The sequence below is a fragment of the Selenomonas ruminantium subsp. ruminantium ATCC 12561 genome (genome assembly GCF_000424065.1).
Lineage (GTDB): Bacteria > Bacillota > Negativicutes > Selenomonadales > Selenomonadaceae > Selenomonas_A > Selenomonas_A ruminantium.
Genome location: NZ_AUJE01000002.1, coordinates 73,115 through 94,603 on the forward strand (window position 1 = coordinate 73,115; position 21,489 = coordinate 94,603).

The window sequence follows — 21,489 nt, forward strand, 5'->3', positions numbered from 1 at the left end:
TGAAGACATGTAAGAGGCTTTAGATATGATAAAAAATGATTTACGAAAGTTAAGAAAAGCACGCGAGTTAGTTAGTATTTGCCTAGAGAAAATTAGAGAACAGAAAAAGCATGGTATTGATACACATAAGTATGTTTACCAAGTAATAGTATCATATCGTAGTTTGTTTTATAATATTTTTTATGAAGATCGTTTTAGAATAGATTCACTTTTCACGTATATTTTTCCAATTGATAAGTTTGATAATTTTTCTAACGTATTAAAAATTATATCAACTGCAAATGGGTCATCTTCAAGTAATAATGGTATAATAATTTCTTCTTCGTTTGGATTACAAATACAAATTAATATCTTAGAAAAATTGCTTGAGGAAATAAGTACAATACTAAAGGATGCTTTAAAACAAGAATCATATAAAATTTTTTATTCATGGCAGGGTGAATTATCTTTTAAAACAAATAGAAATCTTATAGAAAATGCATTGGAAAATTCTATAAAAGTATTAAGTAAAGAATATTGCTGTCCATTAATGCTTGATAAAGATACTAAAGGCAAAGCTGGGGCGCCAGAAATTACGAAAACTATATGTGATAAAATTGACACCTGTATTGCGTTTGTTGCAGACATATCTTTCGTAGGAGTAGATGGTAAATCAGGTCGAAAATATCCAAACTCAAATGTAATGCTGGAATTGGGGTACGCGATTAATTCGGTAGGAGATGAAAATTTAATACTAGTATTTAATGTTGCCACAGGAAAAATAGAGGAATTACCATTTGATTTACGTGGAAAACGTATATTATGTTATGAATGTAATGAAGCAGATGATGATGATTTAAAGAAAAAAGTTAAAGTTGATTTAAAGAAGTCAATTCATGATGCATTAAAGTTAATATATAAAAATAATTTTATTTGAATGTGAGAGAGAAATTTTTATTCGAATATAATCCTGTGATACAAAGGGGGAGAAATACTTATGTGAGATGAATGACATCTTATCACTGACGCGCTCGTCTATATAATGTCGCTTTTGAAATTCCCAATTTTAAAGCAGCATCATCGGCAGTGATATCTCCAGATTTCCATTGACTATATGTGACGTCCCAATCAGCTGTAATAGTTGCTTTGGGGCGACCATACTGTTTGCCGGCCTGCCTTGATGCCTCTATCCCTTGGCGTTGCTTTTCAAGTCGCTTTTTTGCTATCAGTGCATCGACACGCAACTCACAGTCAATTTGGTTGTTAATACGGAGCCGGCCTTCGTCAGATAAGCGGTTGTATTTATCAACTAATTCCTTTATATCTTCTGGCATATCCTTGTCTGGAGTATGGCCTAGCAAGTAATCAACCGAGACTTCATAAAGGTCCGCCAACTTAATCAGCATAGCAATATTCGGCTCGCGGGATTCTCTTTCGTAGTTAGGGCGTGTTGAAAAACTCAATAATCCAATATACATGTATTTCTAAAAACGAGAATCTTTTCTTTTTCCACAAAAAACATAGGTAACCTCCCCTATAATGAATTTGACGAAATATCCAGAAAAGGGGGATCACCTATGTCAGATTCATTATATACAATCCATGAGTCATATGCAAGATACAGTTTAACTGATGAGGCATACGAGAAAATACGGGAATATTTGCCAAAAGAAAAAACAACTGGCAGACCTGGTATTGAACGCCTTTTTCTGGATGCATTGATTTTTATCGTGCGTGAGGGATGCAGCTGGCGAAGTATCCCCGCAGCATATGGAAAATGGAATTCCATTTACAAGAAATTCAGGTCGTGGGAATCTCAAAATATTTTCCAAAGAATTTATTTTTGTTTAATGGGATTATGTGACCCAAACGCAGATGGTCTTGTCCTTGTCGAGCAGATTTACTATGCCATTTTCATAGACAGTACCTCGAACAAAGCCCATCAGCATGCTGCCGGCGCCCGTAAAGACGCACCTGAATCAGATGTAAAGCAACATATAGGCACATCTCGTGGTGGACAAAACCCCAAAGTTCATGCATTGGTTAATGATGAATTGGAAATGGTGGCATTTGAGCTTACGGGTGGACAGGTTCATGATTCAAAAATGGCAATTTCACTGTTAGAAGCAGCGAATATAGCTTCAATGCAGACATGGCATATGGAAACAAGAAAATACGTGAATACATTAAATCACTTGAAGCAGATATGGCGTGCCCCAACAAGTCCAATGCCAAAATTATTTACAAATTTGACAAAGGACAATATAAAGGGCGTAACGTTGTGGAAAGATACTTTCAAAAGCTAAAATGTTATCGCCGAAACGCAACACGCTACGATAAATTGGCTTGTGTTTACCGAGCCTTTATATACATTGCATCAATTTTGGTAAAAATAGGAAACCAGGCAAGAGGAAGCACTCTAAAGACAACATGCGCTACAGGTGTGCAAAAGTCTTTTTAAGCAGACTTTTTCAACACGCCCTAAGCAAATGTATAAGACATACCTCAATCTGGCTACCAATACATATTTCTATTTTATTGAAAGTGAACATGAAACGGCGCATTATGGAATTGAGCGTCAAAAGTTCGGATTAATCAAAAGATACTGTTTTAGCATGAAAGTATTGGAAGATTTTGATGCAGAGTTTCATTTTTCTGATGAAGAGAATAAAATATGTTTATTCAGCATACTCTAACTATGCTCGAAGGTGTCCGGTGGGGTTATCGCTAACTCCAAGATAAGATTTTAATGCTTCTTGGAATATATGTGAATAGTTAACTTTTTCACGACGAGCCAGCGTATCGAGCCAACGAGGTATGGTTACGGTTTTGCTGGTCGATTTGTTGGACATTTTTTCGCGGAAGGGCGGCATCCAAGCTTCAATCATAGCTAAAGAGTCACCAGCATTTAGTTGCATTGAAGCAACGGATGAGGGACTAGGGATATCCTCGTTATCCTCTTCCATGCCGAAGATATGAAGTTGCAGTGCTTCTTTTGCATTGTTAAAAGCTTCCTCCATTGTTTGAGCATAGGGAAGGCAACCAGGGAGATCCGGAAAAGTAATAGAGATACCATCATCAGCGGAGTGGAAAATAGCAGGGAAAATATATAGGTCTTTCATATCAAATCCTCCAGATAATCAATAAGGCATCACGGGAAAGTGATGCCTGCCTGCTGTGAAATGCTTTTCAATGTTTCGTATGGTATGTCTTTGCGAGGGTGAGTCACTGTAACGCGTCCTTTTTTTGAAGGATGCTTGAATTGGTGATGGTCGCCAACACAATTGACTTCATACCAGCCATCAGCTTTCAAGATTTTGAGCACTTCACGCGAAGAATAACTTTTCATGAGCTTCCTCCGTGTTAACATAATAACACATATAATAATACGTGTCAACTTTTGGGGTACTGGGTGATAGAAAGGATAGTAAGAGATATATTTTGAAATGAAAACAGTTATAATGGCCGGTGGCCGAGGAACAAGGATTGCTGATTACAGCAGGGAGATTACCGGAAGGTTCTGCATTCACTGGCTGCGTTTTCTGGTGGACAGTTTTTTGTATTGGTTTACATGTATTTTGTTTGTTTGCCCCGTCCGATGCGGGTAATTCTTTTCTTCATTAGTAGAGTCTGTAATATTCTTGTGGCTGTGGACGTACTGGTGTTTAGGAGAGTCTCGATATCTTTGCGGGTAACGGCATGATGTTGTTTGATGTAGGCAAGTACCTTGTCTTCAGGTGAGAGGGGAGAATCGTTTACATAATCAGGGGCTTGCTCTAATCGGGGGAGTATAACCTTGAATACGTTGGGAGAAATCCGTAAATCTGGCTGAACAAGAGTGGCTTCGTAGGCATTTTGGATTTTCAAAAGTCCGGTGCCATACGCCTCGATAAGTTCCAACCGGTAAAAAATGTTGGCTAGTTTTGGATTGCGGCAAAGGGAGATCCCCAGCAAAATATCTTCCTTTTGTAATCCGGACACAAGTCCGCCGATAGACGTGAATTCAATGCGGTTATTGTAAACGCTGACAAGGTTGCTGGCACTAAAGGCATAGTCACGGTGTACGATGCTGTTGAGTAGAGCCTCTCTAATGGCTTCTTCGGGATATCTTTTACAGTCGCTGCGATATAGTCCCTGAAATTTGGCTGATGTTGGATTGTTAAGCTGTAAATAGGCGAAACAGTCTTCGAGTTGTGTTAATAGGGCCCCGGAAAATTCGCGGCGGTCCTGGAAGTTTTTTTGACCTGTGTCCTGGAATACGGCAGCTTTAATGGTAAAAGGACATTGGTCGGATAACAGGAGCCCAAGGTTTGTGTATACACCATCAGTTTGCATAATCCCCAAGGAAATCATTTGTTCTGAAGCAAATTTTAGATTTTTTTTGTGGAATATATCGGAAGTCTTTTTGAATGTCAGTTCTTGATTGAGGGAAATATTGTCTTCAAAAATGTCTCCGTCAGCATCTTTTATCATTTGTCGTATCTGCTCAGGTGATGCTTGTACAGAGGCGCTGCCTTGGCGAACATATACACCGGATGGTTTGAGTCCGTTTTTTATCAGGTAATATGGTTTGTTGGTGCCGCTGGAGATAAGAAGGTGTATAATGTCTTTATTTTCTTTTTGCTCAGCTTGAATAGAAACGAACATCATTGCGTCAGGATGAATAGAATCTCTAAGCATACTGGCTATACGAAGCATAATTTGGTCGCTGTCTGTTACGCCTGCGATGGAGCCGTCATCATTAACGCCAATATAAATCGAACCGCCTTGGGTATTGATGAAAGCGAGAACTTCTTTTGTTAGCCCGTTGGTAAGTTCACGTTTGTATTCCGTTTGCTCATTTTCTTTTGGCAGCATATCAATCACCTCTTTCTAATCAATATTATAATCATTCTATTCATTATCGTCAATAAAATAGAAAAAAGCATGAGGCTGCAATAGTTTGGCGCCTCATGCTTTTTATTAGGATATATTTCCTGCCAAGGTGGTCAGATGCCCATCTCGATATTGTGGATAATCGTGGTCAGTTTTTCCATTTCTGCACTGGTGCGTTCGTTGATGGCATCCAGTGCTTTGATGGACTGGGTCGATTTTTGGATATGGGTGATACCTTCGTTGAGGTTTTTGTGCAGTTCCTTCATCTGCTTCGCGAAGTTGGCATCGAAATCGTTGATGCGTTCTTCAAAGTCCTTGTTATCGGCCAGAATCTTGTTGATTTCGTTGACGTCATGGATAAGGGAACTGATAGCGTCATCGGAAACATGAACATTGGTCTGGGTGTTTTCAGCCAGCTTGCGTACTTCCTGAGCCACAACGGAGAAGCCGCGGCCTGCCTCGCCTGCGCGGGCGGCCTCGATAGCGGCGTTGAGGGACAGGAGGTTGGTCTGGGCGGCAATCTCGTTGATGAGCTTCATGACATCGTTGATTTTCTGGGTGCTCTGGGAGAGCATATCCAGTTTCGGGGTGATTTCCCGGTTGCGGTCAGTCAGCTGGTTAAAGAGGCCGTTCTGCTCGTCAATGCCGCTGGACAGCTGCTTGATGGCATTTTGAATCTGGTCGACATCCGTGGACATACGCATGATGGTCTTGACGATATCCGGCATTTTGGACTGATAGTCCTGGAACATATCAATAAGGTTGTCTTTTAGTCTTTCAGTGTGTTTTTGCCGCTCAATGATACGGTTGAAGAAGAACGCATGACAGTTGGAGTAAATATGGGCGAAGTTGTCGATGTAAGCATCGGAGAAGTGGGTTCCTTCAGGCACATGATAGAAGACGATGGCCGTCAGGGTTTCGTTTACATGCAGCCCGGAAATTTCGCCAAAGCTGGAAAAACCAGCTACGGGAATGTCTTTGAACTCGTCAATATGCGTGATTTCGTCCGGATAACCTAAACGGCGGAGAATGCAGTCGTTTAAGATTGCGCCGATGGGGTGGGGTTTGTTTTTGCTGAATTCGCGCAAATCCCGGGATAAGGTCTGTGACAGGGATACGCGCTTCATCAGGTGCAGGCGTTCGCCTGTGACCACATCGCAGAAGAAATTGATGCGGTTGTTGGCTTCATCGAAACCGGAAAGTGTACGAATGTAATCTTCACCATTTACATCGGTAGCAAAGGTATAACCCTGCATACAATCCTGTACTTCGCTTACGGTCTGTACATGGAAATAGTCTTTCAGGGCATCGATAATCGGAACTTCGCCTTTTGGCCCTTCAACGGTTTCGATATAGCGCAGGGCACTGTTGGCACTGCCGACAGTCACCGATTTATCTGTCCGTTCAACAGCCTGAGATTTCAGAATGCCATAGCGGTATTCTTTGCTCAGGCGGCAGATAATGATGATGGCGTGATTTTCCAGGCAGGTATTGTCATCGTAGATATAGGTATGGGCAAAATCCAGATTGCCGGCGGAACTGCCGCCGATAAAGGGAATGGGGAATTGTCCGGAGGCGTACAAAGCCTGTGATACGAAGGTTTCACAGCTGGATACGCCATCGATATAAACCATGGCAAAAGTATGGTTTACACTTAAACGGAAGGGCGGACGATGCTTGTCGATTTCCTTGCGAATAGCGTCTACGCGGTCGTTGACAGTCATGCTTACCGTGCCGCTGCGCAGGTCTTCATTGGGCAGCGGAATATGCATGGTAAAGGTTTGTTCAAGCATGCGCTTGGAGAAAGACTGCAATAATACTCTGCCACGACGTTCAGGTGCGTCACAGTACAGCGTATGACTGCCCTGTGGACGGCAAAGTTCACCGGAAGTCGTCATGAGCAGCAGCTTGGCAGAGGACGGAATTTCGGTCTTAATCAGGCGGGCAACTTCCGGGACATCCAAATCCGGGGAAACAAAGCCAATAATCATAGACGGGCCGCCAGCCACATCGACCAGTTCTTTCAGGCGCAGGGCGGTCAGTTCGCTTTTGGCCAGATATGCTGTCTTGATATCGGGAAGGTCAGTGGCTGCCGGAACAGCAGTGGGTGCAGCCGGCGCAGCTGCTTCGGCCCTTTTGGGCGTTTCGAATAGTTTGAACATGTATAAACACCTCTCAAATTTAATCAGTATCCCATATCCATAAATCCATTTGTTTGTTCTATTCGTGTTTTATAGCGAAATTCCTTCTTTATACTCAATATATTTCGGATAAATAATAATGGAATGCTGAAGGCAAGCTGTATTTTTCAGTTAATTCGGCTGGTGTAACCCAGGTAAAGGGCAGAGTATTTTCCTGCAGGAGATGGTCAGAAGGTGGTGTGAGTTCTATCCGCCAGCCGGAAAGATGCCATTCGATATGGGAAAAGACATGTTTGGCTGTCGGCAGTTTTTGTATATGCTTAACCGACAGACCCTGCGTTTGCAGCCATTCGTTTACGGCTGTTTTGTCAAGTTTTCCCTCGATGTTGGGAAATTCCCAAAGGCCTGCCAAAAGTCCTTTTGGTGGGCGTTTATGCAGGGCCACGGTATCTCCCTGCATCAGCAGGAGAATTGTGCGGTTTTCGCGGCGGCGTTTTTGTGGAGAGCTTTTGCGGGGCAGTTCCTGCTCCAGTCCCTCGGCATGGGCAAGGCAGATTTTTTCCAAGGGACAGCAGGGACAATGGGGCGTGCCTTTAGGCAGGCAGATGGTGGCGCCTAAATCCATAAAGGCCTGATTGAGGTCTCCGGCGGTTTCGCCTTGTGGGTAATGGGGGAGAAGGGCCTGTTCCATACTGTTTTTGGTCGCGGGCAAGGCGATGTCAGCAGTAGAGGCAAGGGCGCGGGAGATTACCCGCAGTACATTGCCGTCAACGGCAGGCCAGGGCTGGCCAAAGGCGATGGAGCCGATGGCGCTGGCGGTATAGCGACCGATGCCGGGGAGAGCCAGCAAGGCTTTGAAATCCTGCGGAATTTTGCCGTTATGTTCCTGACAAATAATCGTGGCGGCTTTTTTGAGGTTGCGTGCGCGTGAGTAATAGCCCAGTCCTTGCCAGAGTTTCATAAGGGCATCATCATCGCAGGCAGCAAGTGACGCGATATCCGGCAGGGCGGCGAGGAAGCGTTCGTAATAGGGAATCACGGCGCTGGCTCGGGTCTGCTGCAGCATGATTTCCGACAGCCAGGTGTGATAAGGCGTGGGGGACTTTCGCCAGGGAAGTTCCCGCAGGTCAGACTGGCTGCGGTACCAGCCGGGAAGTTTTTGCAGTATCTCCGGGATAAGTTCAGTATGCGGAAGCGTAATCGTCTGTGGCAAGATAATGTCCTTTCTGCGTCAATAACAATCTTTTTCCTAGTGGGGCTAATTGTATCATGCGCGCTGTAAACCTTGCAAGCTAGTGTCATGTATATAATTTTCAAAAAAAAGTAACAAGAAAAACTTTTTAATTCTCTGTGAAAGACAAATGTATAATATAATCGTCATGTAAAACTGCTTGTGTATGTTTATGGTGGAAGAAAATCTCGAAAATACACAAATAAGATTAAAAAAGTTACATAATGGTGTTGACAAAAATATCTATTCGCGCAATAATGTATACATATTTACAACTTTACATATTGAATGGACAGCTTAAACGTGTTATGATGTTTTTGTGTGAAAAACAAGGGGGATTGCAGGATGAAACATGTCTTGTCTGTGTTTGTGGAAAATCAGACTGGTGTGCTGGTCCGGGTTGTAAGTATGTTTTCCAGACGCGAATTCAATATCGACAGTCTCGCAGTTGGCGTGACGGAGAAAGAAGGGTATTCCCGCATCACGGTTGTTGTACACGGCGATGAAAATCTCATTGAGCAGATGATTAAACAGCTGGAGAAAATGCCGGTGGTGCAAGCCGTACAGCGTTTGGATGAGAAAAATGCAGTCTGCCGGGGGATGACGCTGATCAAGGTCAGGGCAAATGACACGAATCGTCTGGATGTTCTGAAGATGGCGGAACTTTTCCGCGCCCATGTCGTGGATGTGGACAGTTCCATGGTTATCTTCGAGCTGACAGGCAGTGATGACAAGGTGACGGCGTTCTTGAATCTCATCAAGCCGTATGGTATCGCCGAGGTCATTCGCACTGGTCTTATCGCGCTGGAACGCGGTGAGCATACTATTTATGAACATTGTGAGGAGAGAGAGTATTATGGCAAAAACTTATTATGATCAGGATGCAAATTGGGAAGTTCTTAATGGCAAGAAAGTGGCAATCATTGGTTATGGCAGCCAGGGCCATGCACATGCTCTGAACCTCAAAGAGAGTGGCGTTGATGTTGTGGTCGGGCTCTATGAAGGTTCCAAGTCCAAGAAAGTTGCTGAAGAACATGGCCTGACGGTTAAAAATGTTGCTGATGCAGTAAAAGAAGCAGATATCACGATGGTTCTGATTCCGGATGAGAAGCAGTCCGATGTCTATAAAAATGAGATTGCGCCGAACCTGAAGGATGGCAGTGCTCTCGCTTTTGCACATGGCTTTAATATTCACTACCAGCAGATTGTTCCGCCCGCTAATGTGGACGTGTTCATGGTGGCTCCGAAAGGCCCCGGTCATCTCGTTCGCCGTACGTATACGGAAGGTTCCGGTGTTCCGGCTGTATTCGCTGTTTATCAGGATGCTTCCGGCAAGTGCTTTGACCTCGCTCTGGCCTATGCCAAAGGTCTTGGCGCTACGCGTTCCGGTGTTCTGCAGACGACCTTCCGCGATGAAACGGAAGAAGACCTGTTCGGTGAACAGGCTGTTCTTTGCGGCGGCGTTTGCCAGCTGATGCAGACGGGCTTCGAAGTGCTCGTTGAAGCCGGTTATCCGCCCGAAATGGCTTACTTTGAATGCTTCCATGAGATGAAACTCATCGTTGACCTCTGCTATGAAGGTGGTTTCACGAAGATGCGCAAGTCCATCTCCGATACGGCTGAATATGGCGACTACATGGTAGGCCCGCGTATCATCACGGAAGAAACCAAGAAGGAAATGAAGAAAGTCCTGAAAGAAATCCAGGATGGTACCTTTGCCCGCAACTGGCTGCTTGAAAACCGTGCAGCTGGCCGTGCAAACTTCATGGCTCAGCGCCGTCTGCATGCTGAACATCAGATTGAGAAGGTCGGCAAGGATCTCCGTAATATGATGCCGTGGCTCAAGGGCGCTGATGATTTGGCTAAAGACTAATATGAAACTCCTGAAAAGCAGGAATATATCCATTTAAGTCGAATGTTTTAATTAAACAGTTGTGAGAAGCCTTCCCCTTCCACCTAACGGGAAGGCTTTTCTTGTAGAAAACGGGAGAGTGAGAGCATGGGTATGACGATGAGCGAGAAGATTCTCGCCAAACATGCAGGGCTGGAACGCGTGGAAGCGGGCCAGCTTGTGACCTGTAAACTGGATATGGTGCTGGCCAACGATATTACGGCGCCGCCGTCCATCAAAATCTTTGAAAGCATTGGCCGTCCGGTCTTTGACAATGAAAAAATCGCCTTGGTGCCCGACCATTTTCAGCCGGCCAAGGATATCAAGTCCGCAGAATTGGCGAAAATCGTGCGGGATTTTGCGGTCAAGCATAAGATTGTGCATTACTTCGAGCAGGGGCGTGTGGGCATTGAGCACGTTATCCTGCCGGAACAGGGGATTGTGGCACCGGGCATGTTGACCATTGGCGCGGATTCCCATACCTGCACCTATGGTGCAGTCAACGGCTTTGCCACGGGCGTAGGTTCCACGGATTTGGGGGCGGCCATGGCTACGGGCGAAGCCTGGTTCAAGGTGCCGCAGGCCATTAAGGTCGAACTTACAGGCTCGAAGCCTGCCGGTATCAGCGGCAAGGATGTTATCCTGACGCTGATTGGCCAAATCGGCGTGGATGGAGCGCTGTATAAATCGCTGGAATTTGCCGGCGAGGGTGTGAAGTCGCTGACCATGACGGACAGGCTCACGATTTCCAATATGGCGATTGAAGCCGGCGGCAAGGCAGGCATCTTCCCCTATGATGAAATCACGGCTGCATACGTCAAAGACCGCGTAAAGAAGCCGTTTGAACCAGTGGCCGCTGATGATGATGCGGTTTATTGTCAGGTTGTGGAGATTAATCTTTCGGAGTTGAAGCCGGTTGTGGCGTTCCCGCATCTGCCGGGCAATACCAAGCGGGTTGAGGATATCAAAGAACCGATTGCCATTCAGCAGGTAATTATCGGTTCCTGCACCAATGGCCGTCTGGAAGATTTGCAGATTGCCGCTGAAGTGTTCAAGGGGCATAAAGTCGCTGATGGTGTGCGCTGCATTGTGATTCCCGGCAGTCCGGCGGTGTATAAAGAAGCCATGAAGCTGGGCTATATTGACACCTTTATTGATGCGGACTGTGCGGTGTCCACGCCGACCTGCGGGCCGTGCTTAGGCGGTTATATGGGCATTATGGCGGCAGGCGAGAAATGCGTTTCCACGACCAACCGCAATTTCCGTGGCCGCATGGGGCATGTGGATAGTGAAGTTTACTTAGCTGGCCCTCATGTGGCGGCGGCAAGTGCAATCCTGGGCAGAATTGCCACGGCAGAGGAGGTTCAGTGATATGAAGTTAGAAGGAAAAGTTTGGCGTTATGGGGATAATATCGATACGGACGTCATTATCCCCGCAAGATACTTGAATACTTTTGATCCCAAGGAACTGGCCAGCCACTGCATGGTGGATATTGATGAGAGTTTTGCCGGTAATGTGCAGGAAGGCGATATCATGGTGGGCGGCCGCAACTTTGGCTGTGGTTCCTCCCGTGAGCATGCACCGGTAGCCATCAAGGCTTCGGGGATTCCCGTGGTCATTGCGGCCAGCTTTGCGCGGATTTTCTATCGCAATGGCATCAATATCGGCCTGCCTTTGCTCGAAATCGGTGATGATGTGGAAAAAATCCATGCCGATGATAAGTTGCAGGTGGATGTGACGACGGGCGAAATCAAGAATCTCACCACGGGTGATGTGTTCCATGCGCATCCCCTGCCGGGCTTTGTGCAGGAGATTGCCGAAGCAGGCGGTTTGATTGAATATATCAAAAAGAAAGGGTAAGTGTGGTTACTTATGGCATATAATATTACGGTTATTCCCGGTGACGGCATTGGCAAGGAAATCACCGACAGCGCTGTGGAAGTGCTGAAAGCTGCGGATAAGAAATTCGGTTTGGGACTTAACTTTGCTTACCATGATGCCGGCGGAACGGCTTATGATAAATTCGGCACCCCTCTGCCGCAGGAAACCATTGATGCCTGCAAGGCGTCAGACGGCGTGTTGTTCGGCGCTGTGGGCGGCGATAAATGGGATAAGGTAGACCCGGCCAAGCGTCCGGAAAAGGCTATTTTGGGGCTGCGCAAGGAATTGGGGCTTTATGCCAATCTGCGTCCGGTCAAGGTAGCTGATGCACTTATTGAATATTCGCCGTTAAAACCGGAACTCGTGCGCGGAGCTGACCTCGTTATCGTCCGCGAACTTATCGGCGGCATTTACTTTGGCGAAAAATGCGAATCCGAACAGCATAATGGCGTGGAACGGGCCTGGGATTTGGAAAACTATTCCGTACCCGAAGTGGAGCGCATTGCCAAACTCGCCTTTGAGACGGCCAAACTGCGCCGTGGCAAGGTGACGTCTGTTGACAAGTCAAATGTGCTGGCTACTTCCCGCCTTTGGCGTAGAACTGTGGAAAAAGTAGCCAAGGCTTATCCGGACGTGGAGTGCAATAATCTCTATGTGGATAACTGCGCTATGCAGATTGCCGTAAAGCCGACACAGTTTGATGTTATCGTGACGGGCAACCTCTTTGGCGATATTCTTTCCGATGAAGCGGCTGTGGTTGGTGGTTCCATCGGTATGCTGCCGTCTGCTTCCATTGGCGAATGTACGAGCCTCTATGAGCCGATTCATGGCAGTGCGCCGGATATTGCGGGCAAGGGCATTGCCAATCCGATTGGCACGATTCTGTCGGCGGCTATGCTGCTCAGGTATTCCTTGCATGAGGAAGCCGCAGCCGATGCCATTGAAGCGGCTGTGGACAAGGCGCTTGCCGAAGGTTATCGCACACCGGATTTGTGGAAGGACGGCTTTACCAAGGTCAATACCAGTGAAATGACCAAAATCATCAGCGAGAGGGTGTAATTATGAACGGAGCACAGGCAGTCGTAGCATGTTTAAAAGAACAGGGCGTCGATACGGTGTTTGGCTATCCCGGGGGGATGATACTGCCTTTATACGACGCTTTATATGATAGCAAGGAGATAAAGCAGGTTCTCGTGACCCACGAGCAAAATGCCGCCCACGCCGCTGACGGCTATGCCCGTGCTTCGGGAAAAGTTGGCGTCTGTATCGCAACTTCCGGCCCGGGAGCCACGAACCTCGTGACAGGTTTGGCTACGGCCTTTATGGATTCCATTCCGGTGGTGGCCATTACCGGACAGGTGGACACGGCGCTATTGGGCCGCGATGCCTTTCAGGAAACGGATATCCTCGATGTGACCATGCCGATTACCAAGCACAACTACAAGGTAAAAGACGCTAAGATTTTGGTGGACACGATTAGAGAGGCCTTTGCCTTGGCGAAAAAAGGCCGCCCCGGCCCGGTGCTTGTGGATGTGCCGCGTGATTTGTTCTTTGAGGAGGTTGCTTGGCAAGAGGCCGTAGAAGAAACGAAAAAAGCGGGCAAGCCGGATGCGGATTTTCTGATTTGTGCCGCGGAAGCTGCCCATGAAATCGTCAAGGCGCAGAAACCGGTGGTCATTGTCGGCGGTGGTGTCATTTCGGCAGGAGCAACGGCTGAAGTTACGGCCTTTGTGGAAAAATATCATCTACCGGTGGCCCATACCCTGATGGGCCTGGGGGCTATCCCTAGAGAACACCCGCAGTCCCTGGGCTTTGCCGGTATGCATGGCGAAAAAGCCGCCAATCATGCTGTGGCGGCGGCAGATTTAATCATTGCCATTGGCAGCCGCTTTGGTGACCGTCAGACGGGCAATGTCAAGAAGTACACGCAGGATACGAAATTTATCCATATCGATATTGACCCTGCTGAGATTGACAAGAATATCGGCAACAGCCTGGGGCTGGCTGGCGATATGAAGGTTATTTTGAGCTTGCTGATGAAGCAGGAGACCACGGGGAATCTGGACGAATGGTGGCAGCAGATTCAGGGCTGGCAGGAGACTTATGATTATGACTACCATGTGAATCGGCTGACAGTTCCCTGGGCTTTGCATCAGGTGGCGAAAAACACCAAGGGCAAGCCTTATGCCTTTGCGACGGATGTGGGTCAGCATCAGATGTGGGCGGCTCTGCATCTGCGCATTGAAGAACCGCGCACCTGGCTGACTTCGGGCGGACTGGGCACGATGGGCTTTGGCCTGCCGGCGGCGATGGGGGCGCAGATGTATTACGGTGACAGTCGGCGCGTCATCCATGTGGCTGGTGATGGCGGCATCAAGATGACGGGCAATGAGTTCTATACAATCGCCCGCCTGCAGCTGCCGGTGATTTCCCTGATTGTCAACAATACCAGCCTGGGCATGATTCGCCAGCTGCAGAAGGTCATGTATCAGGAACGCTATATTGCCTGCGAGTTTGACTATCAGATGGATTATGCCGCCTATGCGGGCAGTTTTGGTATCAAGGCCGAAACGGTTTCCACGCAGGAGGAATTTGCCGAAGCACTGAAGCGGGCGTTGGAGGATAAAGACCATCCACGGGTTATTGTCCTCAATGTATGGCGCAGCTTTGTGGAGCCCATGATTAAAGGCGGGGCGCGCATTGATGAATTCGTCGAGTTTAAGTAATCTTGCGATGGCCCGGCAAATGGTATATACTTGTGGTAAGCAATACAGTTGCATATAAGCAAAGGGGCTGAAAAGCCCCTTTCTTTTTGCAGGATAACCATTGACGTGTAGGAAAGGGCAAGGTTATGGAACAGTTTATCAAAATCAAGGGGGCAAGAGCCCATAACTTAAAGAATATCAATGTGGACATTCCGCGGGATAAATTGGTCGTGGTTACGGGCCTGTCGGGGTCAGGGAAATCCTCGCTGGCCTTTGATACGGTCTATGCCGAGGGCCAGCGGCGTTATGTGGAGTCGCTGTCCTCCTATGCCCGGCAGTTCCTGGGGCAGATGGACAAACCGGATGTGGATAATATCGACGGTCTGTCGCCGGCAATTTCCATTGACCAGAAGACCACGAGTCATAATCCGCGCTCCACGGTGGGCACGGTTACGGAAATCTATGACTATCTGCGTCTGCTCTTTGCGCGGGCGGGGCGTCCACACTGTCCCAAGTGCGGTAAGCCTATTACCCAGCAGACAGTTGACCAGATGGTGGACCAGATAAAGGAACTGCCCGAGCGCACGAAGCTGCTCATCATGGCACAGGTCGTGCGGGGTAAGAAGGGCGAGCACCGCAAGATTCTCGACCATATCCGCCATGAAGGCTATGTGCGGGTACGCATTGATGGGGAAATCTTCGACATCAACGACGATATCAATCTGGAGAAGAACAAGAAACATACCATCGAAGTCGTGATTGACCGTCTGGTGGTGCGCGAAGGCATGGACCAGCGGCTCGCCGATTCTTTGGAAACCGCGCTTAAACTCGGCGAAGGTGTGGTCTATGTGCAGGTAGTGGACGGTGAACTTTTGATGTTCAGCGAAAATTTCGCCTGCGTGGACTGTGGCATCAGTCTGCCGGAAATCACGCCGCGCATGTTTTCCTTCAATAATCCATATGGTGCCTGTCCTGTGTGTATGGGGCTCGGCAGCCATATGGAATTTGACGAGGAACTCGTGATTCCTGACCCGAAGCTGTCGGTGGGCGGTGGCGTCTTTGCACCCTTGTCGAAGAACGTCCATTCCTATGCCATGTGTGCTATGGGAGCCGTGCTCAAGGATTATGGCTATGACCTCGATACGCCCTGGAAGGATATGGACAAAAAGACGCAGAAGGTACTGCTCTATGGTTCGGCAGATGAAAAATTCCGCTTCCATTACACCAATATGTTTGGCGAAAACAAGGAATACAATGTGGAATTTGAGGGTGTTATGCCGCTGCTTGCCCGCCGTTACCGCGAAACGGATTCGGACGAAATGCGGGAGTCCTATGAGAATTACATGACCGAGATTCCCTGCTCGGCCTGTCATGGGGCACGCTTAAAGCCGGAAACGTTGTCGGTTCTGGTCGGCGGCAAGAATATCCATGAAGTGACGGATATGAACATCCGGGAGGCAGAGAGCTTTTTCCAGAATTTGGAATTGACACCGCGGGAAGCCAAGATTGCCAAGCAGATTTTGAAGGAAATCCATGCGCGGCTGAATTTCCTCTTAAATGTCGGATTGGATTATCTGACGCTGTCGCGGGCGGCAGGTACGCTGTCCGGCGGAGAGGCGCAGCGCATTCGTTTGGCTACGCAGATCGGCTCCGGCTTGCAGGGCGTGCTCTATGTACTCGATGAGCCTAGTATCGGCCTGCATCAGCGGGACAACAACCGCCTGCTCGAAACCCTTAAAAATCTGCGGGATTTGGGCAATACCCTGCTTGTGGTCGAACATGATGAAGACACGATGTATGCTGCTGACCATATCATTGATATCGGTCCGGGCGCCGGTGAGCATGGTGGTCAGGTGGTAGCGCAGGGAACGGCGCAGGAAATCATGCAGGTGCCGGAATCGGTGACGGGGCAGTACCTTTCCCGCAAGAAGTTTATTCCCGTGCCCTCCCGCCGCCGTCCGGGCAATGGCAAATGTCTGGAAGTCGTGGGGGCTGCGGAAAACAATCTCAAGGATATCAACGTGAAGTTCCCGTTGGGCACGCTGACGCTCGTAACGGGCGTGTCCGGCTCGGGCAAGAGTACATTGGTCAATGAGATTCTCTACAAGGGCATTGCCTCACGGCTCTATCATGCCAAGGGCAAGCCGGGCAAACATAAGAAAATCAAGGGCTTGGAGCATATCGACAAGATTATCGATATCGACCAGCAGCCCATTGGCCGCACGCCACGTTCCAATCCGGCTACATATACCGGCGTTTTTGATGCGATTCGGGAGTTGTTCAGTCAGACTAGTGAGTCCAAGGTGCGCGGATACAAGGCCGGGCGGTTCAGCTTCAATGTTAAGGGCGGGCGCTGTGAAGCCTGCAAGGGTGATGGCATTTTGAAGATTGAAATGCACTTCCTGCCGGATGTTTATGTGCCCTGCGAGGTCTGCAAGGGAGCGCGGTACAATCGCGAAACGCTTGAAGTCCGCTATAAGGGCAAGACCATTGCTGATGTGCTCGATATGACGATTGATGAAGCGGTGGTGTTCTTTGCCAATGTGCCGAAGATTGCCCGCAAATTGCAGGTCATTCAGGATGTGGGCTTAGGTTATATCAAGCTAGGACAGCCGGCGACTACGTTATCCGGCGGTGAGGCGCAGCGTGTAAAATTGGCTACGGAACTTTCCCGCCGCAGTACGGGTAAGACGCTTTATATTTTGGACGAACCGACTACAGGCCTGCATTCAGCGGATATTCATAAGCTGTTGGGGATTTTGCAGCGGCTGGTCGATGGCGGCGATACGGTCGTGGTCATTGAACATAACCTCGATGTGATTAAGACGGCTGACCATATTATCGACTTGGGGCCGGAAGGCGGCGATAAGGGTGGTACCATTGTGGCCTCTGGCAGACCTGAAGATATTGTGAAGGTTTCGGCTTCTTATACTGGGAAGTTCTTGAAGCCGCTGTTGGAAGAAAAGAACGAATAATAATACGCACGATGGTGTTCGTGGTGATTGGCGCGCGGCCTGGGCCTTGCCTGCCATTCGCTATGGTGCTTAGCTAAAAACGATTTTTGCCTATCAATTAGGTATCTGTAAAAATCAAAACTCGCTTTGCTCAGACAGTAGATTTTTACAGATAATATTGCGGTGGGCAGAAATCGTTTTTTTTACGCTAAGCGCCATACGCTGCTGACAGGCAAGGCCCCGGTCGCGCTTAATGCCATCGCTGGCACTTATGGAATGCGTTTTATAAACGACTTCTGCGAATAGTGGCTAAAAGTACGTTGTCGATGTTTATGGAAAAGCTGGATTTAAGTTTCGCTGTGTTTATCCGATATATGGATAAAAGGGGATTTGTCGATTCTAAGGAGGGACGGACAATGCGGATTGTGCAGAAGCTTACGCGCAGTGAGTTGGATGCTTATGTCAAACAGCCAACGGCGAAGAAACTTAGGGATAAGGTGATGAAGGACGGCGTTTATATTCCTGAAGGGGATAAGGAGGCGGCGGCGGTTTATGTGGATTCACGGCAGAAAGAATTGGCGGCGGGCAAGGCAGAGGGGCAGGATAGTGTGGAGATTTCTGCTGATGGCTATGCCTTGAAGGCACAGGAACAGGAGACGGAGAAGGATGCGTCTTTTTCGTATACGCGTATTGGGGATTCCAACCGGTATCGCTTGCAGTTTGACAACACGGCGATGATTAGCCGGGCGGTGAAACAGGGCTATGTGGAGATTGAGGGGCAGCGGGTGGATTTGTCGGATGAGGTCAAAAAGCAATTGCTCGCTGCCGGGAAGGAAATCGACGGTGTAAGAAAGCAGATTTCTACGCATAACTTCTTGTTGCATGAAGCGGCTTATGCACAGCAGAGCCGGGATGCCATGCAGGAGGAAGGGGAGAAGATGTCCCGGGTGATGATGACGGTCAGCCGTATTATGCATGGGCGGAAGGTTTCACCGGCGGACGAAAAGGAACTCATGGAGTTCAATAAAGATCTGTACGCCATGGCGAAAAATGCAGCGGCGTTGGAGCGACACCGTCACAAGCATGATGCGGAAGACGACAAGATTTCTGCGGAAAATGAGCGGGCCAGAGAGCGGGCAGCGGAGCCGAAGGACTACAGTGTTGAGGAGACGCCTATGCCCAATATGACCACGGAAATGACCGTGGACTTGGAAGGGGAAATGCCGCAGATAGAGGATGTGGGAGCCGTGTTGCGGGATTGAAAAATTAATCCTTGCTTTTTCAGGATGTCCGCGCTATAATTACATACAAAGCAGACGAGAGCTGCTCAAGGACAAATGAATACATTGCCTTTTTAAGATGCGTACTGCGATGCGCATAAGGGGAGCCTGACATAAATATAGCTATAAGTATAACTATAACTGGAAGTAAAGCGGGAGCTTTCTTATGCATACGCATAAGGAGCTCCCTTTTTTGTGCTTTATGCAGGCATATTTTCAAAGACAATGGATTTCTCCTTGAAAGTTTATGCAAACTTAATGTATAATTATTAATGTCAACCTGTTAAGGAGTGAATGACTTGGAGAAAAACAAATTGTCCCTGCGGGGAAAGAATGTTCTGGGCCTGGAAGATTTCAGCCCGGAAGAGATTCGCTTGGTGCTTGATACTGCCAAGGAAATGAAGAACATTATTCATCGGGACATCAAGAAGGTTCCGACCCTGCGCGGCAAATCCATTGTCACCCTGTTTTATGAACCAAGTACCCGTACCCGTACTTCCTTTGAACTGGCGGGCAAATACCTCGGCGCAGATGTGGTAAACATCACGGCTGGTTCGAGCAGTATCGTCAAGGGCGAAAGCCTCAGAGATACGCTCTACACCATCGAGGCTATGGGCGTAGATGCCATCGTTATGCGCCATAAGGCGGAAGGTGCGGCAGAATACGCATCGCGGGTGGTAAGTCCCGTAATCCTGAACGCCGGTGACGGCGCACACGCACATCCTTCGCAGGGCCTGTTGAACCTCTTTACCATCGAGGAACATAAAGGCCATCTTGAAGGGCTGAAGGTCGCCATTATCGGTGATGTGCTCCACAGCCGTGTAGCCCGCTCCGATATCTACGGCATGCGCAAGATGGGCATGGAAGTGCATATCGCCGGCCCCAAGACCTTGCTGCCGCGTTTCCTCTATGAAGAACCGGGCATTGTGGTGCATGAGCGCATTGAAGATGCTATCGCCAACGCTGATGTAATCGAAGTGCTGCGCATTCAGCTCGAACGTATGAAGGGCGGCCTGTTCCCGACAACCCGCGAATATGCACGGATTTTCGGTCTCAACGATACGCGTCTGAAGCTGGCCAAGGATGATGTGCTGATTCTGCATCCGGGCCCCATGAATAAGGGCTGGGAAATCTCGCCCTTCACGGCTTACGGCAAGAATTCGGCCATTCAGGAAGAAGTACAGAATGGCGTAGCGGTGCGCATGGCGCTCTTTACCTTGGTGCTGACGGGAGGAAAACAGGCATGAAAATTTTGCTCAAAGGCGGACGCGTAATCAATCCGGAAAATAAATTCGATGCAGTGGCAGATGTGCTCGTAGAAGACGGCAAGATTGTAAAAATCGGTGCAGGAATTGAAGATAAAGCTGACGAAATTTATAACGTTGCGGGCAAAGTGGTAACGCCGGGACTTATTGATCTGCATGTACACCTGCGGGAACCGGGCCAGGAAGCCAAAGAGGATTTTGCCTCCGGCTCCAAGGCGGCAGCTGCGGGCGGTTTTACGACCATCTGCACCATGCCCAACACCAAACCGGTGGTGGATTCGGCAGCGCTCGTGCGCAGCCTGAAGATGCGGGCACAGGAAGCCGCCTGCGTCAATGTGGAAATCATCGGTGCGGTAACGAAAAATCAGGAGGGCAAGGAACTGGCTGAAGTCGGCGATATGATTGAAGCTGGAGCCGTAGCCTTCTCTGACGATGGTCATTTTGACGCCAATGCCAAGGTCATGCTGAATGCCTTTGACTATCTGCATACCTTTGATAAAGTCATCATCAACCATGAGGAAGAAACAACGCTCGTCGAGGAAGGTGTGATGAACGAAGGTCATCGCAGTGCGATGCTCGGTCTTAAAGGCCGCCCGTCTGTTGCGGAGGATATCGCCGTAGCCCGCGATGTGCTGCTGGCTGAATATGCTGGCGCCCGCGTCCATGTGGCCCATATCAGCACGGCCCGTTCCGTGGATATCGTACGCCAGGCCAAGAAGCGCGGTGTAAGGGTGACGGCAGAAGCCACGCCGCAGCATCTGACCATGACGGAAGACTGTGTCAATCTCTTTGATACCTCCACGAAAATCAATCCGCCCCTGCGGGCAGCAAAGGATTGTGAGGCAATCCTCGAAGGGTTGAAAGACGGCACCATTGATGCCATCGTCACCGACCACAGCCCGCATGCGCAGGAAGAAAAGGATAGGGAGTACATCTACGCGCCAAGCGGTTTCCCGGGCCTTGAAACGTCTCTGGGCATTATGCTGACGGATTTGTATCATGAGCAGAAACTGGACCTGCCCCTGATTATCTCCAAGATGAGCTATGAACCGGCGAGGGTTTTTGGTCTTGAAGCAGGCAAGCTCAGCGAAGGTGCGCAGGCTGATATCACGGTTATCGACCCGGAACTGGAGTGGACGGTTGACGAAAAAGAATTCTATACCAAGGGCAGCCATAGCCCGTTTGTGGGCCGTAAGCTCAAGGGCAAGGCGGTGCTGACCATGGTTAAAGGTAAAGTAGTTATGCAGGATGGTAAAATCTTGGACTAACAGATTAATGAGGTGTTT

Annotated in this window: 18 protein-coding genes; 12 read left to right on the forward strand and 6 right to left on the reverse strand. The window is 48.4% G+C overall.

Going from position 1 to position 21,489, the window contains the following annotated elements; all coding sequences use genetic code 11:
- The first annotated feature begins 25 nt into the window (after window positions 1-25).
- A complete protein-coding gene (locus G598_RS18375; RefSeq protein WP_051179756.1) occupies window positions 26-916 on the forward strand; it encodes a hypothetical protein in 891 nt (296 codons plus the stop codon).
- Between the two features lie 82 nt (window positions 917-998).
- On the opposite strand, the gene G598_RS18380 is transcribed toward G598_RS18375, so the two are convergent.
- Entirely contained in the window at window positions 999-1,457 is a 459-nt protein-coding gene (locus G598_RS18380; RefSeq protein ID WP_157833236.1) for a helix-turn-helix domain-containing protein, read from the reverse strand.
- 99 nt (window positions 1,458-1,556) lie between these two features.
- Here G598_RS18380 and G598_RS16625 point away from each other — a divergent pair, with 99 nt between their 5' ends.
- Window positions 1,557-2,285, forward strand: a complete 729-nt coding sequence (locus G598_RS16625) for an IS5 family transposase (RefSeq protein ID WP_037362789.1) — start codon at window positions 1,557-1,559, stop codon at window positions 2,283-2,285.
- Window positions 2,286-2,675: 390 nt separating this feature from the next.
- Here the strand turns inward: G598_RS16625 and G598_RS0101190 are convergent, their stop codons facing one another.
- The 5 genes from G598_RS0101190 to mutY all read right to left on the reverse strand — a co-directional run bounded on the left by G598_RS0101190 (window position 2,676) and on the right by mutY (window position 8,208).
- On the reverse strand, window positions 2,676-3,101 hold the full coding sequence (locus G598_RS0101190) for a type II toxin-antitoxin system HicB family antitoxin (protein WP_026765393.1): 426 nt from the start codon (window positions 3,099-3,101) through the stop codon (window positions 2,676-2,678).
- Window positions 3,102-3,130: 29 nt separating this feature from the next.
- Complete coding sequence (locus tag G598_RS0101195) at window positions 3,131-3,328, reverse strand: type II toxin-antitoxin system HicA family toxin (RefSeq protein WP_026765394.1); 198 nt, start codon at window positions 3,326-3,328, stop codon at window positions 3,131-3,133.
- A 218-nt stretch (window positions 3,329-3,546) separates the two neighbouring features.
- On the reverse strand, window positions 3,547-4,836 hold the full coding sequence (locus tag G598_RS0101200) for an RNA-binding domain-containing protein (RefSeq protein WP_026765395.1): 1,290 nt from the start codon (window positions 4,834-4,836) through the stop codon (window positions 3,547-3,549).
- A gap of 131 nt (window positions 4,837-4,967) precedes the next feature.
- Window positions 4,968-7,016 carry a methyl-accepting chemotaxis protein gene (locus G598_RS20315; protein ID WP_026765396.1) on the reverse strand — a complete coding sequence of 683 codons (2,049 nt, stop codon included), beginning with the start codon at window positions 7,014-7,016 and terminating at the stop codon, window positions 4,968-4,970.
- 94 nt (window positions 7,017-7,110) lie between these two features.
- Window positions 7,111-8,208: an A/G-specific adenine glycosylase gene (gene mutY, locus G598_RS0101210; protein ID WP_051179760.1), complete on the reverse strand. Its 1,098-nt coding sequence runs from the start codon at window positions 8,206-8,208 to the stop codon at window positions 7,111-7,113.
- A gap of 363 nt (window positions 8,209-8,571) precedes the next feature.
- Here mutY and ilvN point away from each other — a divergent pair, with 363 nt between their 5' ends.
- The 10 genes from ilvN to G598_RS0101265 all read left to right on the forward strand — a co-directional run bounded on the left by ilvN (window position 8,572) and on the right by G598_RS0101265 (window position 21,471).
- Window positions 8,572-9,102, forward strand: a complete 531-nt coding sequence (gene ilvN, locus G598_RS0101215; protein ID WP_026765398.1) for an acetolactate synthase small subunit — start codon at window positions 8,572-8,574, stop codon at window positions 9,100-9,102.
- The gene (gene ilvC / locus G598_RS0101220; RefSeq protein WP_026765399.1) at window positions 9,083-10,099 is read left to right on the forward strand and encodes a ketol-acid reductoisomerase; all 1,017 of its coding nucleotides are present in this window, start codon (window positions 9,083-9,085) and stop codon (window positions 10,097-10,099) included. The genes ilvN and ilvC overlap by 20 nt, the downstream gene beginning before the upstream one ends.
- 126 nt (window positions 10,100-10,225) lie before the next feature.
- A complete protein-coding gene (gene leuC / locus G598_RS0101225) occupies window positions 10,226-11,488 on the forward strand; it encodes a 3-isopropylmalate dehydratase large subunit (protein WP_026765400.1) in 1,263 nt (420 codons plus the stop codon).
- A gap of 1 nt (window position 11,489) precedes the next feature.
- Window positions 11,490-11,978: a 3-isopropylmalate dehydratase small subunit gene (locus G598_RS0101230; protein ID WP_026765401.1), complete on the forward strand. Its 489-nt coding sequence runs from the start codon at window positions 11,490-11,492 to the stop codon at window positions 11,976-11,978.
- A 12-nt stretch (window positions 11,979-11,990) separates the two neighbouring features.
- The gene (gene leuB / locus G598_RS0101235; protein WP_026765402.1) at window positions 11,991-13,058 is read left to right on the forward strand and encodes a 3-isopropylmalate dehydrogenase; all 1,068 of its coding nucleotides are present in this window, start codon (window positions 11,991-11,993) and stop codon (window positions 13,056-13,058) included.
- Window positions 13,059-13,060: 2 nt separating this feature from the next.
- The gene (gene ilvB, locus G598_RS0101240; protein ID WP_026765403.1) at window positions 13,061-14,725 is read left to right on the forward strand and encodes a biosynthetic-type acetolactate synthase large subunit; all 1,665 of its coding nucleotides are present in this window, start codon (window positions 13,061-13,063) and stop codon (window positions 14,723-14,725) included.
- Between the two features lie 125 nt (window positions 14,726-14,850).
- Window positions 14,851-17,679: an excinuclease ABC subunit UvrA gene (gene uvrA, locus G598_RS0101245; protein ID WP_026765404.1), complete on the forward strand. Its 2,829-nt coding sequence runs from the start codon at window positions 14,851-14,853 to the stop codon at window positions 17,677-17,679.
- Window positions 17,680-18,074: 395 nt separating this feature from the next.
- The gene (locus G598_RS16630) at window positions 18,075-18,920 is read left to right on the forward strand and encodes a hypothetical protein (RefSeq protein WP_037362792.1); all 846 of its coding nucleotides are present in this window, start codon (window positions 18,075-18,077) and stop codon (window positions 18,918-18,920) included.
- 317 nt (window positions 18,921-19,237) lie between these two features.
- A complete protein-coding gene (locus G598_RS0101260; protein ID WP_026760555.1) occupies window positions 19,238-20,185 on the forward strand; it encodes an aspartate carbamoyltransferase catalytic subunit in 948 nt (315 codons plus the stop codon).
- Complete coding sequence (locus G598_RS0101265) at window positions 20,182-21,471, forward strand: dihydroorotase (RefSeq protein ID WP_026765406.1); 1,290 nt, start codon at window positions 20,182-20,184, stop codon at window positions 21,469-21,471. Before G598_RS0101260 ends, G598_RS0101265 begins: the two co-directional genes overlap by 4 nt.
- Window positions 21,472-21,489: the final 18 nt, after the last annotated feature.

Bases quoted from the DNA above. Each gene is read 5' to 3' on its own strand.
- G598_RS0101190 (WP_026765393.1), bottom strand. From the start codon at position 3,101: ATGAAAGACCTATATATTTTCCCTGCTATTTTCCACTCCGCTGATGAT.
- uvrA (WP_026765404.1), top strand. From the start codon at position 14,851: ATGGAACAGTTTATCAAAATCAAGGGGGCAAGAGCCCATAACTTAAAG.
- leuB (WP_026765402.1), top strand. From the start codon at position 11,991: ATGGCATATAATATTACGGTTATTCCCGGTGACGGCATTGGCAAGGAA.
- ilvN (WP_026765398.1), top strand. From the start codon at position 8,572: ATGAAACATGTCTTGTCTGTGTTTGTGGAAAATCAGACTGGTGTGCTG.
- ilvB (WP_026765403.1), top strand. From the start codon at position 13,061: ATGAACGGAGCACAGGCAGTCGTAGCATGTTTAAAAGAACAGGGCGTC.
- G598_RS18380 (WP_157833236.1), bottom strand. From the start codon at position 1,457: ATGTATATTGGATTATTGAGTTTTTCAACACGCCCTAACTACGAAAGA.
- leuC (WP_026765400.1), top strand. From the start codon at position 10,226: ATGGGTATGACGATGAGCGAGAAGATTCTCGCCAAACATGCAGGGCTG.
- ilvC (WP_026765399.1), top strand. From the start codon at position 9,083: ATGGCAAAAACTTATTATGATCAGGATGCAAATTGGGAAGTTCTTAAT.
- G598_RS20315 (WP_026765396.1), bottom strand. From the start codon at position 7,016: ATGTTCAAACTATTCGAAACGCCCAAAAGGGCCGAAGCAGCTGCGCCG.
- G598_RS16625 (WP_037362789.1), top strand. From the start codon at position 1,557: ATGTCAGATTCATTATATACAATCCATGAGTCATATGCAAGATACAGT.
- G598_RS16630 (WP_037362792.1), top strand. From the start codon at position 18,075: ATGCGGATTGTGCAGAAGCTTACGCGCAGTGAGTTGGATGCTTATGTC.
- G598_RS0101265 (WP_026765406.1), top strand. From the start codon at position 20,182: ATGAAAATTTTGCTCAAAGGCGGACGCGTAATCAATCCGGAAAATAAA.
- G598_RS18375 (WP_051179756.1), top strand. From the start codon at position 26: ATGATAAAAAATGATTTACGAAAGTTAAGAAAAGCACGCGAGTTAGTT.
- G598_RS0101230 (WP_026765401.1), top strand. From the start codon at position 11,490: ATGAAGTTAGAAGGAAAAGTTTGGCGTTATGGGGATAATATCGATACG.
- G598_RS0101200 (WP_026765395.1), bottom strand. From the start codon at position 4,836: ATGCTGCCAAAAGAAAATGAGCAAACGGAATACAAACGTGAACTTACC.
- G598_RS0101195 (WP_026765394.1), bottom strand. From the start codon at position 3,328: ATGAAAAGTTATTCTTCGCGTGAAGTGCTCAAAATCTTGAAAGCTGAT.